Source organism: Hungatella sp. L36 (assembly GCF_014288035.1).
Genome location: NZ_JACOPC010000008.1, coordinates 144667 through 160918, shown reverse-complemented (window position 1 = coordinate 160918; position 16252 = coordinate 144667). Strand labels below are relative to the sequence as shown.

The 16252-nt window shown below is 51.7% G+C and carries 15 protein-coding genes; 12 read left to right on the top strand and 3 right to left on the bottom strand.

Annotated features, from left to right (window positions below; all coding sequences use genetic code 11):
• Positions 1 to 158 precede the first annotated feature (158 nt).
• From H8S80_RS19250 to H8S80_RS19215, 8 genes are all read left to right on the top strand, one after another.
• Entirely contained in the window at positions 159 to 1124 is a 966-nt protein-coding gene (locus H8S80_RS19250) for a sugar-binding domain-containing protein (RefSeq protein WP_117621451.1), read from the top strand.
• A 163-nt stretch (positions 1125 to 1287) separates the two neighbouring features.
• Positions 1288 to 1920, top strand: a complete 633-nt coding sequence (locus tag H8S80_RS19245) for a dihydroxyacetone kinase subunit L (protein WP_055657574.1) — start codon at positions 1288 to 1290, stop codon at positions 1918 to 1920.
• A gap of 24 nt (positions 1921 to 1944) precedes the next feature.
• Complete coding sequence (locus H8S80_RS19240; RefSeq protein ID WP_110325192.1) at positions 1945 to 2943, top strand: dihydroxyacetone kinase subunit DhaK; 999 nt, start codon at positions 1945 to 1947, stop codon at positions 2941 to 2943.
• Between the two features lie 12 nt (positions 2944 to 2955).
• Entirely contained in the window at positions 2956 to 3276 is a 321-nt protein-coding gene (locus tag H8S80_RS19235) for a VOC family protein (protein ID WP_002601182.1), read from the top strand.
• A gap of 12 nt (positions 3277 to 3288) precedes the next feature.
• The gene (locus H8S80_RS19230; RefSeq protein WP_055657564.1) at positions 3289 to 4119 is read left to right on the top strand and encodes a class II fructose-bisphosphate aldolase; all 831 of its coding nucleotides are present in this window, start codon (positions 3289 to 3291) and stop codon (positions 4117 to 4119) included.
• Positions 4120 to 4267: 148 nt separating this feature from the next.
• Positions 4268 to 5371, top strand: a complete 1104-nt coding sequence (locus tag H8S80_RS19225; protein WP_002601180.1) for an ROK family transcriptional regulator — start codon at positions 4268 to 4270, stop codon at positions 5369 to 5371.
• Positions 5372 to 5739: 368 nt separating this feature from the next.
• Entirely contained in the window at positions 5740 to 6885 is a 1146-nt protein-coding gene (locus H8S80_RS19220) for an MFS transporter (RefSeq protein WP_002601179.1), read from the top strand.
• Positions 6886 to 7115: 230 nt separating this feature from the next.
• Positions 7116 to 7874, top strand: a complete 759-nt coding sequence (locus tag H8S80_RS19215; protein WP_002601178.1) for an SH3 domain-containing protein — start codon at positions 7116 to 7118, stop codon at positions 7872 to 7874.
• Between the two features lie 113 nt (positions 7875 to 7987).
• Here H8S80_RS19215 and H8S80_RS19210 read toward each other — a convergent pair whose 3' ends face one another.
• Positions 7988 to 9571, bottom strand: coding sequence for a putative polysaccharide biosynthesis protein (locus tag H8S80_RS19210; RefSeq protein ID WP_117621450.1), 1584 nt, complete (start codon positions 9569 to 9571; stop codon positions 7988 to 7990).
• A gap of 207 nt (positions 9572 to 9778) precedes the next feature.
• On the opposite strand from H8S80_RS19210, the gene nifS reads away from it, so the two are divergent.
• Genes nifS through H8S80_RS19190 form a run of 4 tightly spaced genes read left to right on the top strand, consistent with a single transcriptional unit; the run spans position 9779 to position 13731 of the window.
• Positions 9779 to 10963, top strand: coding sequence for a cysteine desulfurase NifS (gene nifS, locus H8S80_RS19205; RefSeq protein WP_117631053.1), 1185 nt, complete (start codon positions 9779 to 9781; stop codon positions 10961 to 10963).
• 52 nt (positions 10964 to 11015) lie between these two features.
• Entirely contained in the window at positions 11016 to 11453 is a 438-nt protein-coding gene (gene nifU / locus H8S80_RS19200; protein WP_002601175.1) for a Fe-S cluster assembly scaffold protein NifU, read from the top strand.
• Between the two features lie 47 nt (positions 11454 to 11500).
• On the top strand, positions 11501 to 12580 hold the full coding sequence (gene mnmA / locus H8S80_RS19195) for a tRNA 2-thiouridine(34) synthase MnmA (protein ID WP_025530238.1): 1080 nt from the start codon (positions 11501 to 11503) through the stop codon (positions 12578 to 12580).
• Complete coding sequence (locus H8S80_RS19190; protein ID WP_117621448.1) at positions 12577 to 13731, top strand: N-acetylmuramoyl-L-alanine amidase family protein; 1155 nt, start codon at positions 12577 to 12579, stop codon at positions 13729 to 13731. The genes mnmA and H8S80_RS19190 overlap by 4 nt, the downstream gene beginning before the upstream one ends.
• A gap of 87 nt (positions 13732 to 13818) precedes the next feature.
• Here H8S80_RS19190 and H8S80_RS35130 read toward each other — a convergent pair whose 3' ends face one another.
• Positions 13819 to 13866, bottom strand: coding sequence for a hypothetical protein (locus H8S80_RS35130; protein ID WP_412300016.1), 48 nt, complete (start codon positions 13864 to 13866; stop codon positions 13819 to 13821).
• 137 nt (positions 13867 to 14003) lie between these two features.
• Positions 14004 to 16250: a helix-turn-helix transcriptional regulator gene (locus tag H8S80_RS19185; RefSeq protein WP_117621447.1), complete on the bottom strand. Its 2247-nt coding sequence runs from the start codon at positions 16248 to 16250 to the stop codon at positions 14004 to 14006.
• Positions 16251 to 16252 lie beyond the last annotated feature (2 nt).

Sequence of the window (16252 nt, the reverse complement as noted above, 5' to 3'; positions counted from 1 at the left end):
GAATAAAACCTTTCCGACTCTTCGTGGACAGATACTCGACGGACGGTTATAATAGAAGCAGAGTAGAGGCCGCCTGCCTGCGGCCGAAATGGTATGGAAGGAGCGCGAAGAGCGGTCTGCGGTCGGCCTGACGGCAGGCGTTCTTAAGAAGCACGGATATGAGGGATCGAGACAGCAGGATAGAGCGCCTGGTGGATGTGGCCAGGCTGTATTATGAGAAGGACAGGACTCAGAATGAGATCGCGGGGATTTACGGAATTTCCCGTCCCATGGTCAGCAAGCTTCTAAAGGAGGCGAAGGAGGAGGGGATTGTAAAAATCACGATTGCGGCGCCGGGGGAGGCGGAAGGGCCGGGGCAGGGAGATCCATGGCTGGACCGTCTCCAGGATTGCTTTGGAATCCAGGGCGGGGCCGTGGTGGAAAACGGTCCCAATGATTTAGCAACCAACAACGCGGTGGCGAACGCGGCTTTAAAGCTGCTTGCCGGGCTGAAACAGGACCGGCTGGGAATCGGCTGGGGCCATATCATCGGCGATCTGACGGCCAGGATTGAGCGGAATCAGGGACCGGTCAGAATCGGCGGCCACATCTGCCCGTTGATCGGAAACGGCGGTGTAGGGCTGAAAAACTACCATTCCAACGAGCTGGTGCGGGTGATTGCCGAGCACAGCGAAGCCGAGCCGGAATTTATCTATACGCCGGCCTGTGCGCTTTCCGAGCAGGAACTGAAGCTGACCATGGCCCTGGAGAATTATCATAAAATCTATCAGGCATGGGAGCGCCTCGACGTAGCCCTGGTCAATATCGGGAATTTTCCATCGGTGCCCGACTTCGCGTCGGAAGCGAGGTATGGCAGCCTGCTGGTGAAGCAGAAGGCGGTGGGGCGGATACTGAATTATTTTGTGACGGAGGAAGGATGGGTGATCCGCTCGGACACGGACTATGCTATCCAGATTCCCCTGGAACTTTTGCGCCGGGTCCGCTATGTGGTGGGAATCTGTTCGGCCAACACGAAGCCGAAAGCCTTAGCGGGTGTCTTAAGGACCGGATATGTCAACTATGTAGTCGCACCGAAAAATGTGGTGAGTGCGGCGGCAGAACTGAATAATGAGTTACATATGTAACTGAGATATGGTGTGTTAAGGCCTTTAAAGCCATTTACACACCATATTTTTGTGCAAAACTGTTAAAAAATAACAAAATAAAATCCATTTATTGACAATAATATGTGAAAATGATAGTCTTTATTTATGACAAACGATAAAAACAAGAGAAAGGAGGTTACATATGTTACTTTCAAAACCTGAGATAACCAGCATGTTTCGTGGTGTGGCCCGGCTCTGGTGCGCGAATAAAGACCGCTTAAGCGAGATTGATTCACGCTTCGGAGATGGGGATCACGGAGTCACCATCGGCAAGATCGCCGGACTCATCACCAAAAACCTGGACACATGGGAGGACGACGATATTGAGGAATTTCTCCAGTCCCTGGGAGACGATACGATGGAGATTGGGGGCGGAAGCGCCGGACCGCTCTACGGAACGATGATCGGAGGGCTGTCAGATCCGCTGTCAGGCAGCGACGCCATCGACAGCGAGGGGCTGAAGGCCATGCTGGAAGGCTGCCTGGCCGCTATGGAGGACATTACGACGGCACGGACCGGGGACAAGACGATGATGGATGCCCTGATTCCGGCGGTTTTGGCGGCCAGAGACGTGGAGGGAGGAATCCCGGATATCTTAAAAGCGGCGGCAGATGCGGCGGAGCAGGGCGCCAAAGACAGCGAGCAGTACGTATCGAAGTATGGAAGGGCCAGGAGCTACAAGGAGCAGACCATAGGAACCCCGGATGCGGGGGCAGTCAGCACGTCGCTGTTTTTCAGGGGATTGTATGACGGTCTGATGGAAGCAGGACGATAATTCTTAGAACAGGAGAAATGAATGATGAGAATGAAAAAATTTATCAATGATCCGGAAAATCTGACACCTGAATTGCTGGAAGGATTTGCAGAAGCCCATAAGGAGCTGGTGGAGCTGGGAGACCAGCGCATGGTCATAAACAGGAAGCTTCCGGATGCGGACCGCGTAACGATCGTGACACAGGGCGGATCGGGCCATGAGCCGGCGATCAGCGGATTTGTCGGAGAAGGAATGGTGGATATCTCTGTGGTAGGAGATGTCTTCGCGGCACCGGGACCGCAGGCGTGTGTGGATGCGATCCGGATGGCAGATAAGGGAAAGGGCGTTCTCTATATCGTTCTCAACCACGCCGGCGACATGCTGACCGGCAACCTGACCATGAAGCGGTGTGCTAAGGAAGGCCTGCATGTGGTCAAGGTGGTGACTCAGGAGGATATTGCCAACGCACCGAGATCCAACGCAGACGACAGACGGGGCCTGGTGGGATGTATTCCTACCTATAAGATAGCAGGTGCCGCGGCCGCGGAGGGAAAGAGCCTGGAAGAGGTTGCAAAGATCGCACAGCGTTTTGCTGATAATATGGCGACTCTCGCTGTGGCCGTGACAGGAGCGACCCACCCGGCAACGGGAAGTCTTCTGGCCGATTTAGGCGAGGATGAGATGGAGATCGGCATGGGACAGCACGGAGAGGGCGGCGGCGGACGCCAGCCTTTGAAATGTGCCGATGAGACGGCCAAAATTATGCTGGATGGCCTGATTTCCGATCTGGATATCAAGTCGGGAGAGAAAATCATGCTGATTTTAAACGGCACAGGCGCCACCACGCTGATGGAGCTGTTTATCATTTACCGAAAATGCGTTTCCTATTTAAAAGAGAAGAACATCGAGATCGTGGCAAACTACGTGGGCGAGCTGCTGACCGTGCAGGAGCAGGGCGGATTCCAGATGTTTATGGCAAGAATGGATGACGAGCTGCTTCACTACTGGAACGCACCGTGCAATACCCCGTATCTGAAAAAATAGGAGGAGGTCCCTATGGCGGCAGAATATATGCATATTGGAATCCCTGTGCTGAACAGGAAAGAGGGAATGGTTTACAATGAGGCCATGAAGTTCTGGGTAAGCAATGTGGACGACTATGATTTTAAGATCGAATACTTAAAGTTTGAGGAGGGGACGCCGTTTCCGGAGATCCTTTCCAAGCAGCCGCATGTGGCTTACCGGGTAGATGATTTGGACGGCTATGCGAAGCAGGCGGACCGGATCATCTTCGGACCGGTCGACGCGGGTCCGGGAGTACGGCTGGCCTTTGTCATCTGGGATGACGCGATCATTGAACTGTATGAAGAAAAGTAAGGAGCTGGCTGAATGTTAGTAAATATGAATGAGGTACTTGCAGCTGTCCAGACGCGAGGCTGCTGTGTGGGCGCGTTCGATACGCCCAATCTGGAGATTTTAATGGCCGTTATCCGGGCCGCGGAAAAACGGAAGGAGCCGGTCATCATCCAGCACGCCCAGCTTCATGAGCCGGAGATGGCGCTTCGCGTGATCGGGCCGATCATGGTCCGCATGGCGAAGGAATCGACCGTGCCGGTCTGTGTGATGCTGGATCACGGCGAGGACCTGGACTATGTAAAGAAAGCCCTGGATCTGGGCTTCTCAGCGGTCATGTATGACGGCTCCTCCAGGCCGTACGAGGAAAATGTCCGCTTGACAAGAGAGACCGTTGCCATGGCTCAGGAATACGGCGCCAACGTGGAAGCGGAGATCGGGATCGTGACCGGCCATGAGGGAAAGGAATTCGTGGGCGGCGCCTATACGGACCCGGAACTGGCCGCAAAATATGTGAAAGAAACGGGCATTGATGCGCTGGCCGCATCGGTGGGAACTGTACACGGCTTCTATGCCGCCCAGCCAAAACTGGATTTTGACCGCATTGTGAAAATCAGAGAGCTGACCGGTGTTCCGCTCGTCATGCACGGCGGTTCCGGAATCAGCGTGGAAGATACCCAGAAAGCCATCCGCTGCGGAATCCGGAAAATCAACTACTTCTCCTACATGTCCAACGCCGGCGTAAAAGGCGTGCAGAAGCTTCTGGAGGAGAAAAACGTGAAGTATTTCCATGAGTTAGCCAATGCAGCGATCGATGCGATGGAAGAAGATGTTTTGAATGCAATGGCGATGTTTGCATTAGAGTAAGACTGATTAAAAAGTATGTATGTAATACCGCGGCCGGACTTTTTGCGGAAAGTCCGGCTGCGGTATTTTTGCCTTGCCTTTCCCTGCCCCCTCTTGTATAATACTTATATAAAACGATTCATAAAAGAAGATTATCGGAGACGATTCCATGATAGAAAAGAAGAAGCTGAATAAAGTCAAGATCGCAAAATTTATCCGCTATAAAGGCAGCACGTCCAAACCGGAGATCGCTGCGGAGCTGGGGATCAGTATGCCCACGGTCTTACAGAATGTGAAAGAACTGACCGAAGCCGGAATTGTCGGGGAGATCGGAGAGTATGAGTCTACAGGAGGCCGAAAGGCAAAGACGCTTTCTATCACAGCCACATGGAAAATGGCGGTCGGGCTGGATATTACGTTAAACCATATCAGCATGGTCGCGCTGGATTTGAAGGGAGCCATAACGGGGAAGAGACGCATCAAGAAGAATTTTGAAAATTCGTTCGATTACTACCAGGCATTGGCGGAGGAGCTGGATTGTTTCCTGGAAGACATGGGCGCCGCGCCGGATAAGATCCTGGGAGTCGGCATCTCCATACCGGGAGTGATCGACCAGAGCCGGGAACTGATCGTCCGCTCCCACGTACTGCATCTGGACAACGTGAAATTTCAGGTGGTCAGCCAGTTTATCCGGTATCCGGTATCCTTTGAAAATGACGCCAACAGCGCGGCACTGGCGGAATTTGTCCACCGGGACCGTGACGCGGTTTATCTGTCCTTAAGCAACTCCGTAGGCGGTGCGATTTACGTGAACAGGGAAATCTATGCGGGGGACAATTTTAAGAGTGCGGAATTCGGCCATATGGTCATAGCGCCGGAAGGAAAAACGTGTTACTGCGGAAAAAAGGGCTGCATGGATGCGTACTGCTCGGCCAGAGTGCTGTCAGATCACACGGATGACAGCCTGGAGCTGTTTTTCCAGAGACTGGAAGACGGCGACGATGCCATACGGGATATATGGGATTCCTATTTAAGCTATCTGGCAATATCGGTGACGAATCTGCGGATGGCCTTTGACTGCGACATCATACTGGGAGGATACATCGGCCAGTATTTAAAACCGTATATGATTGACTTAAGCCAGAAAATGGCCGGCTATAATATGTTCGAGCAGGACACGGTTTATTTAAAGAACAGCCGCTACGGCATGGAAGCCGCGGCAGTGGGCGGAGCCATGAAATATATTGAAGCGTATTTTGAAGAGCTGTCGTAAGGAGCTGTTACTCGAAACGGCTCAGACAAAAGAGATGGTATGGAAAGCGTTATGGTTTTCCGTATCCTCTTTTTGTATGAGGTCTGTTCCTTTACAGCATCTAAAAAATATGGTATACTAAAAAAACGCAGGCTGATAATAATTACCCTGCAGCAGCCGTTTTATCATCATTCAGAAGGAACGGCCTGCCACGGAGGTCCTTTATGAAAACCCATTCTTTTTTTAATCCATACAATCCCACGTAGAAAATAACAATTTCAGAATTACCATGCGTTTTGGCACTGTAGATCACAGGGCTTATTTTGCGTACCGTAAAACGGGCGCCGGGTTATGAAATTAGTGAAATCGATGAAAATGGAGCAGAAAGTATGAAGATAAAAAGAAATATCTATCTGATGTATGGGATTTCCCTCCTGCAGGGAATGGTGTTTTACGGACCGATCGCCACGCTCTACCGGCAGGCGGCGGGAGTTACCGTGTTTGAAATAACTTTAATTGAGAGCATATCGCTTGCCCTGTGCATCGCCCTGGAGATGCCGTGGGGCGTAGTGGCCGACAGGATCGGATATAAGAACACTCTGGTGATCAGTTCCCTGATCTATGTGGTATCCAAGGTGGTGTTCTGGAAGGCCGACGGTTTCGGCGGATTTCTTCTGGAACGGGTGATGCTGAGCGTTGTGATGGCGGGCATGTCGGGCTGTGACGTGAGCCTGCTGTATCTGTCATGCCGCGAGGGAGAGAGCCACCAGGTGTTCGGCGTTTATAACCTTTTAAATACCGCAGGCCTGCTGGCTGCGGCTCTGATCTTTTCTGTCGCTATCGGCGATGATTACCGGATGGCCGGATTTTTGACCGTACTGACGTATGCGGCGGCGGCGGCGCTGGCCTTCGGGCTAAAGGAAGTAAAGGAAAAAGAGGACAGAAAGCCGGTGAAAGGCCGGTTCCTGACGTGTTTGAAGGAAGTGGTGAGTGATAAACGCTTCCTGCTCCTTCTGGTGGGCATGGCATTTCTGGCGGAGACGAACCAGACCATCACGGTGTTTTTAAACCAGCTGAAATACGAGGCGTGCGGGATAGCGCCGGCTAATATGGGATATATCTATATCCTTGTAACCGTAAGCGGAATGGCCGGAGTCTGCTCGGCCGGATTTACGAGGAAAATCGGTATGAAACGGTTTGCCCTTCTTTTATTTGGTGCAGCCTCCGTCTCCTGTGTGATACTGGCCCTGACCGGAAGCGGTGTGCTTGCGGTGGGAGGCGTTGTGCTGCTTCGCCTGTCGGCCAGCCTTTTCGTGCCGCTTCAGACGGAGATACAGAACCGCCACGTAAAGGCGGCAGACCGCGCCACCGTTTTAAGCATTTACGCAGTTTTGTCGGAGGGAACGGGAATCGCCACCAATCTGCTGTTTGGCGCGGCGGCCCAGGCCGCCCTTCCGGCCGCTATGTTCTGCGGGGCAGGAATGTGCGCGCTTGGCGCCGTATTTTTCTTAATCTGGCATCGTACTGCAAAATAAGGTGAAAAACAAGATGTAAGATAAGATGCAGAATAAGATGCAGAACAAGATGGAGAATAAGATGCAGAATAAGATGGCCCGCCGGATGTTGCACACCGTCGGCCGGGATGATATACTGAGAGCATCTGGTATTGAACCAGGATGAATGAGAACTCCCGGAAACTCCCCTGCGCCCCTCTTTGTGGCTGAGTTTCGGAGAGTACTCTGAAAATCAGGCGGAGGTGACCGACATGAAAAAGTATCCGGGAATTATCCTGGCAATGACAACGGCTGTGATGATCACATCCTGCTCGTCTGTCTTGAACGGAGGAGACACAAAGAGTACAGAGGAAGGCGCGGCCAGTGAGAGTGTGACGACGGAAGCGCAGACCGATGCGATAAAGATAGAGAATGAGACGGATCCCGAACCGTCCTCCGAAACGGAGACATCGCCCGAGGCGGAAACATCTGCTCCGTCTCAGGAGTCGAAGCCCAGGGAGACAGAGGCTATGCCGGTCTACACCGTAACCGCGGTTCAGAAGACCATGTATGTGACTCAGCCCGTCCATGTACGGGCCAGCTATACGACGAAGTCCGACGTTCTCACCAGCTTTGGAACAGGCCAGAAGGTCAGTGTTACGGGCCAGTCGGCCAACGGCTGGATGCGGATCTCCTATAAGGGCGGGGACGCTTATATATATAAGAAGTATTTAAGCAGCTCAAAGACCGAGAGCGAGACTAAGGAGGCGGCATCGGTGCCGTCACCTGAAAACACACCCACGGGACAGAACGGCTCGAATTCCTCGAATACTCAGAACCCATCTGCACCCTCTGGCCCTTCGGTGCCAGGCGGAAATGATAATATTCCGATCGTGGAGCCGTCGCCGCTGACGCCCTCCGCGGGAACGCAGAACACGAATTCCACGGCAGGGCCAGGCTCATCGACCGCACCGGGAAGCAGCAGTGGCGCCGGAACCGGGATGATTACGTCGATTGGCCCGGGAATGTGAGAGCGTGGGAAGGCCAAAAAATGAAAAGATAAAAAGATGAGTAGATGAAAAGAGGCGGTTACTCCAGGAGATGGAATTCTCATGGAAGTAACCGCCTTTTTTGTATACTTTGTTTACTCCGCCTGAATTTCCCTCTTAAAGAAATGGGCTCCGGCCAGAAGCAGAAGATAGCAGAGAGACAGAATCAGGATGTGGAAGCCGGTTTTGATAAACAGCGGAAGCGCCGCGAACGGATCGCAGACGGAGCTTGCCGCATAGTAGATTCCGATCGCCATCACCATCAGAAGGGCTGGTTTCACAATCATATCCCATGCATTCCAGGAGAAGGAGACCTGCTTTTTCAGGGAGAAAATGTGCATCAGGGCCAGAAGCAGCTCACTGGCCAGCATACCGATCAGATACGCCATGATTCCGAATTTCGGGATGCCAAACAGCACGAAGGCCAGGCGGACGAAAAGAGCCGTCACGTTCTGAATAAACGTGGTGGAGGTCTTTCCGAGGCCGTTTAAGATGCTTCCCATGGTGGTGACCAGATAGAGGAAGGGACAGAGCCATGCCAGGGTCATGATAAAGGAGCCGGCATTTTCATCCTTAAAGACACTGACGCCCAGATCGTTGCCAAACAGGGTGAAGATTCCGATGCACAGGATTCCCACATACAGGCAGTAGCGCAGGGACATGGAGATGGTGCCTGCGATCCGCCGTTCGTTACCTTCCGACTGGGCCTCGGCTACCGTTGGAAGCAGCAGGACGGCCAGCGAATTGAAGATCGTGGAGGGAAACAGGATAAATGGCAGAGCCATTCCCGTAAGGACACCGTAAATACTGAAGGCCTCGGAGCTTGATAAGCCGAACCGGTTTAAGGAACCGGGAATCCAGATTGCCTCCGCGCTGGAAAGAATATTCAGGATGAGGCGGTTGCCCATGAGCGGCAGCGCCAGCGTCATGAGTGCGGGTGCGGTTCGGCGGAAGGAATCGGCCGCGGCCGAAAAACGGCGGCCGTCGGAATCCGTATCCTTCGCGTAGGTGCCATCCGGCAGCTTCGGCGGGAAAAACTGACAGGCCGCGACGGTATAGAGGGTCGAGGCGATCTCCCCGATCAGATGGCCGGCCACAGCCAGCTGGACGGTGATCCCGATCCCGGCTTCCAGCATAATATCCGCAATCAGAAACACGGCGCCGATGCGGACAGACTGTTCAATCACCTGAGCGAATGCCGGAACCCGGGTACGCTGCATACCATAATAGTAACCGTTGATGCAGGCATGGATGGCGGCGCAGGGGACGGAGACGGCTATGTAGGTGAGAAGCGGTGCACAGCGCGGTTCCATCAGGATGCTGCCGGCCAGAAAATCCTGGAACCGGATGATGAGCCAGGCCAGGACGAAAGAGGTTGACATGGAAATGACGAGGCCGGTCCGGAAGATGGAACGGCCTTTCCTTACATTGGCGGCAACGGACTGGGAGATGGCCGTCTGGATGGACCCTGCGCACAGGGCAAAGCAGATGCCGAATACCGGATGGACCATGTTGTAGAGCCCCAGTCCCTCCGCACCGATGGTTCTGGAAAGAAAGATTCGGTAAAAGAACCCCAGCACGCGGGTAATGAGCCCTGTAGAAGTAAGGAGGAGAGTGCCCGTAAACAGGGCATATTTTCTTGGCGAAAGTTTTTGGGAAATCTTTAAAGAATCCTTCATGAAAACTCCATGATATGGGAATTATTATAATATATTTCTAATGAGCCCCCTTCATGACATTTTTCACTTAGCTTTCAGAAAGAAGGAAGACCAAACTGTAACAAAAACGATAACTATTCCTATTGAAATTATAGGAAATCTGTGTATAATAGAAAATGTAGATGAAGCTTTTAACTTTAGGACTACAGAAAGGCGGAACTAACAATTATGAAACGATTTATTTATCTTGACAATGCAGCGACGACAAAGACACGGCTGGAGGTTGTGGACGCGATGCTGCCGTATTTTATGGAATTTTATGGCAATCCATCTTCCGTGTACGAGTTTTCCAACGAATCCAAGAAGGCGATCAACCGTTCCAGAGAGACGATTGCAGACGCCATTGGAGCAAAAACCAATGAGATTTACTTTACAGCGGGAGGCACCGAGTCCGATAACTGGGCACTGGCCGCGACGGCTGAGGCTTACCAGGCGAAGGGAAATCACATTATTACCAGTAAAATTGAACACCATGCGGTTCTTCACACATGCGAATATCTGGAGAAGCGCGGTTTCGAGGTGACTTATTTAGACGTAGATGAGAATGGTGTCATCAAAATTGATGAACTGAAGAAGGCAATCCGCCCCACCACCATCCTGATTTCCATTATGTTTGCCAACAACGAAATCGGAACGATCGAACCGGTGAAGGAGATCGGCGAGATCGCGAAAGAGCACGGAATTATCTTCCACACAGACGCGGTTCAGGCCTTCGGCCACGTTCCGATCAATGTAGATGAGTATCATATTGATATGATGAGCGCCAGCGGCCACAAGTTAAACGGCCCCAAGGGAATCGGATTTTTATATATCCGTACCGGAATCAAGACGCGTTCCTTTATGCATGGAGGCGCCCAGGAGCGGAAGCGCCGCGGCGGCACCGAGAACGTTCCGGGGATCGTTGGCTTTGGAAAGGCCGTAGAGATCGCCATGAACACATTGGAAGAGCGCACGAAGAAAGAGTCTGAGCTGCGCGATTATTTGATGAAACGCGTGATGGCGGAGGTTCCCTATGTGAGAATCAACGGTCACAGAACCAGCCGGCTGTCCAACAATGTGAACTTTGCCTTCCAGTTTATCGAGGGAGAGTCCTTACTCATCATGCTGGATATGGATGGAATCTGTGGTTCCAGCGGTTCTGCCTGTACGTCGGGATCTTTGGACCCATCCCATGTGCTGCTGGCCATCGGCCTGCCTCATGAGATTGCTCACGGATCCTTAAGACTGACACTGAATTCCGATAATACCATGGAAGAGATGGATTATGTGGTCGAATCCATCAAAAAGATCGTAGAGAAGCTGCGCAGCATGTCACCTTTATATGAGGACTTCGTAAAGCGTCAGAATCGGTAATAAGCTTACGTAAATTGTCGATATATTACTAAAAATAGGAGAAAAATAAAAAATGTATACAGAAAAAGTTATGGATCATTTCGAGCATCCAAGAAATGTAGGAGAAATAGAGAATGCCAGCGGCATGGGTACGGTAGGAAATGCGAAATGCGGCGATATCATGAGAATTTATCTCGATATTGATGAGAACGGAATCATCAACGATGTAAAGTTTAAGACATTTGGATGCGGCGCAGCGGTGGCTACCAGCAGCATGGCAACCGAGATGGTGAAAGGCAAATCAATCCAGGAAGCGATGGAAGTAACGAACAAGGCGGTGTGTGAGGCGCTTGACGGACTGCCGCCAGTTAAGGTACACTGTTCCTTACTGGCAGAAGAAGCCATTCACGCGGCCTTATGGGATTACGCCCAGAAGAACGGAATCGAGATTCAGGGGCTGAAAAAACCGAAGTCAGATATCGGTGAGGAAGAAGTGGAAGAAGAATATTAAAGCCGGCGGTGAACCGGATGCCGGCAGAAGAAACGGAATGTGAAACGATGAATAAACCAAAAGTAGTAGTAGGAATGTCAGGCGGCGTGGATTCCTCCGTGGCAGCATGGCTGCTGAAGGAACAGGGCTATGATGTCATCGGCGTCACGATGCAGATCTGGCAGGACGAAGAGAAAGAGGCCGTGGAGGAGAGCGGAGGCTGCTGCGGCTTAAGCGCGGTGGACGACGCCCGCCGCGTGGCCTGGGATTTGGGGATTCCATACTATGTGATGAATTTCAAAGAGGAATTCAGAGAACATGTGATAGACTATTTTGTGGATGAATACAGGAACGGCCGCACCCCGAATCCATGTATCGCCTGCAACCGGTATGTCAAATGGGAATCGCTGTTAAAACGGAGCCTGGATATTGGAGCGGACTATATCGCCACAGGCCACTATGCCAGAATCGAGAAGCTGGAAAACGGGCGGTACGCGCTGAGGCTGTCCGTAACGGCGGCGAAAGACCAGACGTACGCGCTCTATAATCTGACGCAGCACCAGCTGGCTCATACGCTGATGCCGGTTGGCGCCTATTCCAAGGATCAGATCCGCGAAATAGCGGACCGGATCAATTTAAAGGTCGCCCATAAGCCGGACAGCCAGGAGATCTGTTTTATCCCCGATCACGATTATGCCAAATTTATTGAAGAAAACACGGGAAAAGAGCTGCCGACAGGCAACTTTGTGGACCTGGATGGCAATGTACTGGGACAGCATGAAGGAATCACCCACTACACGGTTGGCCAGCGGAAGGGACTAAACCTGTCCATGGGCCATCCCGTCTTTGTCACGGAAATCAGGCCGGAGACGAACGAAGTCGTCATTGGAAATTCGGATGATGTCTTTTCCGATACGCTCCGCTGTAACCGCCTGAACTGGATGGCGGTCGACGGACTTCACGGCGGTGAGATGCGAGTAAACGCAAAAATCCGCTACAGCCACAAAGGCGCCCCCTGCACCATCCGGGAAGTGGGCGAGGATCTGGTGGAATGCCGGTTTGATGAGCCTCAGAGGGCGATTACACCGGGGCAGGCCGTCGTGTTTTATACAGATACTTACGTTGCCGGAGGAGGTACGATACTGTGAATAAGAAGAGAAGAACCGGAATTTATATCGTAACCGCGCTTGTGTGCCTCCTGACACTGGCCGGATGCGGCAGGAAGTATGAACCGGTCGAGGTGCCGACGCTGGAAGAGGCTTCCGGTGATATCACACTGGAAAATGGAGAAGAGACGGCAGCGGTTTCTATTGAGAATGAGACCGGGAATGGAAAAAACGGGACAGAGAAGCCGGGGGGCCAGGCGGGGACAAGCGCCCACGAGGCCGCTGTGACTACGGAGACGGCTCCCGCCTTTACTGCAGTGGATGAAACCGTATACGTGACCGGCAGTCAGGTTAATATCAGAAAGAGCGCGGGAACGGGCGGTGCGGTGATCACCACGGTATCCAGAGGAACGGCTTTAAAACGGACCGGATACAGCGACAGCTGGAGCCGTATCATCTATCAGGATCAGGAGTGTTACATATCCTCCAGCTTTGTGTCAAAGGAACAGCCGGCTCAGGAACCGGAGACAACGGCTCCTGCAGTCACAGGCTCCGGTTCCGGCAAGATCATTGCCATCGATCCGGGACACCAGGCGAAGGGCAATTCAGAAAAAGAACCGATAGGACCGGGTGCATCGGAGAAGAAAGCCAAGGTTGCCTCCGGAACGCAGGGAAATGCGACGGGGATCCCCGAATATAAGCTGACGCTTGCGGTCTCCTTAAAGCTTAAGGAAGAACTGCTTGGCCGGGGATATCAGGTTTATATGATCCGGGAAACGGATGATGTGAATATCAGCAACGCAGAGCGGGCCGAGATGGCCAACAAGAGCGGTGCGGATATTTTCGTACGCGTTCATGCCAACTCTTTAAACGATACCAGTGTTCACGGCGCGCTGACTATGTGCCAGACATCGAAGAACCCTTATAATGGAAATTTATACAGCAAGAGCTCTGCACTGTCAAAGGCCGTGGTAAAGGGCATCTGTGACACCACAGGCTTTAAAAACCGCGGAGTCCAGGAGACCGATACCATGAGCGGAATCAACTGGTGCAAAATCCCGGTTACCATTGTGGAGATGGGATTTATGAGCAATGCAGAGGAAGATAAAAAGATGGCCACCGATGAGTATCGCGCGAAGATCGCAAAGGGAATCGCGGATGGGATTGATGCTTATTATGCGGCTGGAAATTAAAGATTTTGGGAAATGTCCTATAAGATGCAGACAGTTATACAAACAAAAAGAAACGGCAGGTGCCTGCCGTTTCTTTTTGTTTATAAATCATGTTTCAGTATACGCTTTTGTGCCAGAGCGTGTCTGAAAATTCATTCCCGCCATCTGCACGGACACCGATTACAGCAACCAGCATATGATCGCTGCAACGGATGAGCTGGTATACGATACGCAGACCGGCGCCATTTCCATAGCCGCCTTCGCTTTCAGGAAATGGATTTTTGCATGTTTTATCAGCTAATACTGGAGCTTTTTAAGGATTCCATGTAGGCCTTTGGGGTAACACCGGTGTATTTTCCAAACACGCGGATGAAACTGTTTGCGCTGTTGAAACCGACCATCAGGCTTAATTCTGCGATTTTAATTCCCTGTTCCTTCTGGAGGAGTTCTTTGGCTTTTTCGATTCGGTAGCGGTTTAAGTAGTCTTTGAAGTTCTGGCCGCTCAGCTGCTTGAACAGGATTCCGCAGTACTTGGGGGAGATGTTGAACTGGTCCGCCATGTCGTTTAACATAATATCGTCGGTGTAATTCGTGTGGATATAACGGATCATCTCATTCAGAAGCTTCTCATCGTTGTTTTCGCCCCGGCAGCTTACCGCGGTCAGAATGTCCTGAATTGCGTGTCTTAAGGTGGTGATGGTGACCGAATCACTCCAGTGTTCATACAGATACATAAAATTAATATCTTCTTTTAAAAGTGCTTCCGGCGATGTCTTCAGTTCCTGGAAGACACGGCCCAGTGTGCCGATCAGGACATAGACGAAGCTCTGAATCGACTCGATCGACAGCGTTTTGTCTACCAGGTTCGTGCGGATCAGCTGATCGAAGATCTGGAGCGCCTCTTCTTTGCCTTCCACGATACAGTGGACCATCCGGTTCTCCATGGAGAGCGGGTAGGAATACGTGACTGCGTCCACGGAACGGATCTGTTCGAAGGTCAGGATATTGGTATGGCCGTATACGTGCTTGTATTCCAGGATGCGCAGCGTCTCCTGATAGGCCAGCCAGATCCGGTTTAAGCCGTTTCTGGGATTGCTTAAGGCAATCCACTGGTTGATTGTCTCATCCTCGGGCTTCTGTGTCAGATAGCGGAGGAGCTCGTAGAGCTGCAGGAGAATCTCGTCTGTGTTACTGCTTTTTACGATCATGGCGCACCGTGTGGAATCCAGGTCCACGAATGTCATGTCAGGCACGTTCATGGTAAACTCATGGACATACTGCTTTAAAATAACGATACAGCTGGGGGAGGAGCCCTCATTTACAGGCTGGAACTCCACTACCACCACGCTGTAATCCTCTTCCGGCTCTTCTCCGCATTCTGCCAGGCCTCCCGGCTGGGGAGCGAAGAGCAGACGGCGGTATTGCTGCTGGGAGGCGAGGCGTTCATTCTCGTCCATGGCCTCCATCAGTGTCTTGCTTAAGGCTTTTATTTTTTCCGAATTCTGCCGTAAAATCTTAAATTCATCGATGGGTTTGCCAGCCTCAGGGGAATCCATGGAATCCTCCACGACTTCCCGGATTGGCTTATAGAGCGCCTCCACCAGCAGCGCGATTAAAAAGGTGAAAATGCAGGCTGCCGTAACCAGAATCAGAAGAAAGAATACAATCTGGCCGGAACCCAGCATGTAGCTGTCATAGACATAGGCAATTTCCCAGCCAATGGCAGGAAGGCTTGTAGGAAATACGTACTCCTTTCCAAGCTTGAAGAATTCCTGCTGTCCGATTCCGGAATCAGCTGCCTCCATACCCATACTCATCATATTTGAAAAAACTTCATCCATATCGGCTTCCCGATGGCTGACCGCCAGCAGCCGGTCGTCACTGTAAAGCAGAAACTGACCCGGCCTGGCAGAGCCTGTAAGCGTCTCGATCGGAATCGTGACAAAACACAGAAGGCTGGAAGAATACCGGTAATCCTTTACGATATAGTAAACGGATTTTAGCCGGTCATTCTCATAATGAGGCAGGCAAAAGGGCCGGTTGGAAGCGGAAAAATGCTGATCCATGGACTCCATTTCTTCTTTTGACAGCCCCTTTACATGCCCTAAAAATTTATCTCTGTCCACGGTCCCCGACTGGTCCAGGACCATACCGTACGATTTTCCGTCAAATTCCAGCGGACCTACCGTCGTCACAGCCAGCTCATAATTGAGCATGGAAGAGTCCGTGGTGATGATTCGCAGCTGCTTTAAGGCGGTGATGGAATTGAAATAGAAATCGTTGGCGGAGGATGAATTGACCCATTTCGTAATGCTCTTATCACGGCTGACGTCATTGACTGCCCGCGAGATCAGATTCATGGCGATGTTGGAATTGGCCTCCAACGCCGCCGTGGAATTCGATAAGTTGTGGATATAGCTGCTTTTCTGCTGCAGGTGAAGGTAGCTGCCCGACAGCACCGCAAGCAGGACAATCACTATGGTACCGGTAGAAATCAGGATTTTATACAAACGGTTTTTATAGATACCAGATGAAAACATAA

What these genes read in the sequence shown, in the direction of transcription:
- H8S80_RS19250 (WP_117621451.1), top strand. Translation starts at nt 159, where the DNA reads ATGAGGGATCGAGACAGCAGGATAGAGCGCCTGGTGGATGTGGCCAGG.
- H8S80_RS19245 (WP_055657574.1), top strand. Translation starts at nt 1,288, where the DNA reads ATGTTACTTTCAAAACCTGAGATAACCAGCATGTTTCGTGGTGTGGCC.
- H8S80_RS19240 (WP_110325192.1), top strand. Translation starts at nt 1,945, where the DNA reads ATGAGAATGAAAAAATTTATCAATGATCCGGAAAATCTGACACCTGAA.
- H8S80_RS19235 (WP_002601182.1), top strand. Translation starts at nt 2,956, where the DNA reads ATGGCGGCAGAATATATGCATATTGGAATCCCTGTGCTGAACAGGAAA.
- H8S80_RS19230 (WP_055657564.1), top strand. Translation starts at nt 3,289, where the DNA reads ATGTTAGTAAATATGAATGAGGTACTTGCAGCTGTCCAGACGCGAGGC.
- H8S80_RS19225 (WP_002601180.1), top strand. Translation starts at nt 4,268, where the DNA reads ATGATAGAAAAGAAGAAGCTGAATAAAGTCAAGATCGCAAAATTTATC.
- H8S80_RS19220 (WP_002601179.1), top strand. Translation starts at nt 5,740, where the DNA reads ATGAAGATAAAAAGAAATATCTATCTGATGTATGGGATTTCCCTCCTG.
- H8S80_RS19215 (WP_002601178.1), top strand. Translation starts at nt 7,116, where the DNA reads ATGAAAAAGTATCCGGGAATTATCCTGGCAATGACAACGGCTGTGATG.
- H8S80_RS19210 (WP_117621450.1), bottom strand. Translation starts at nt 9,571, where the DNA reads ATGAAGGATTCTTTAAAGATTTCCCAAAAACTTTCGCCAAGAAAATAT.
- nifS (WP_117631053.1), top strand. Translation starts at nt 9,779, where the DNA reads ATGAAACGATTTATTTATCTTGACAATGCAGCGACGACAAAGACACGG.
- nifU (WP_002601175.1), top strand. Translation starts at nt 11,016, where the DNA reads ATGTATACAGAAAAAGTTATGGATCATTTCGAGCATCCAAGAAATGTA.
- mnmA (WP_025530238.1), top strand. Translation starts at nt 11,501, where the DNA reads ATGAATAAACCAAAAGTAGTAGTAGGAATGTCAGGCGGCGTGGATTCC.
- H8S80_RS19185 (WP_117621447.1), bottom strand. Translation starts at nt 16,250, where the DNA reads ATGTTTTCATCTGGTATCTATAAAAACCGTTTGTATAAAATCCTGATT.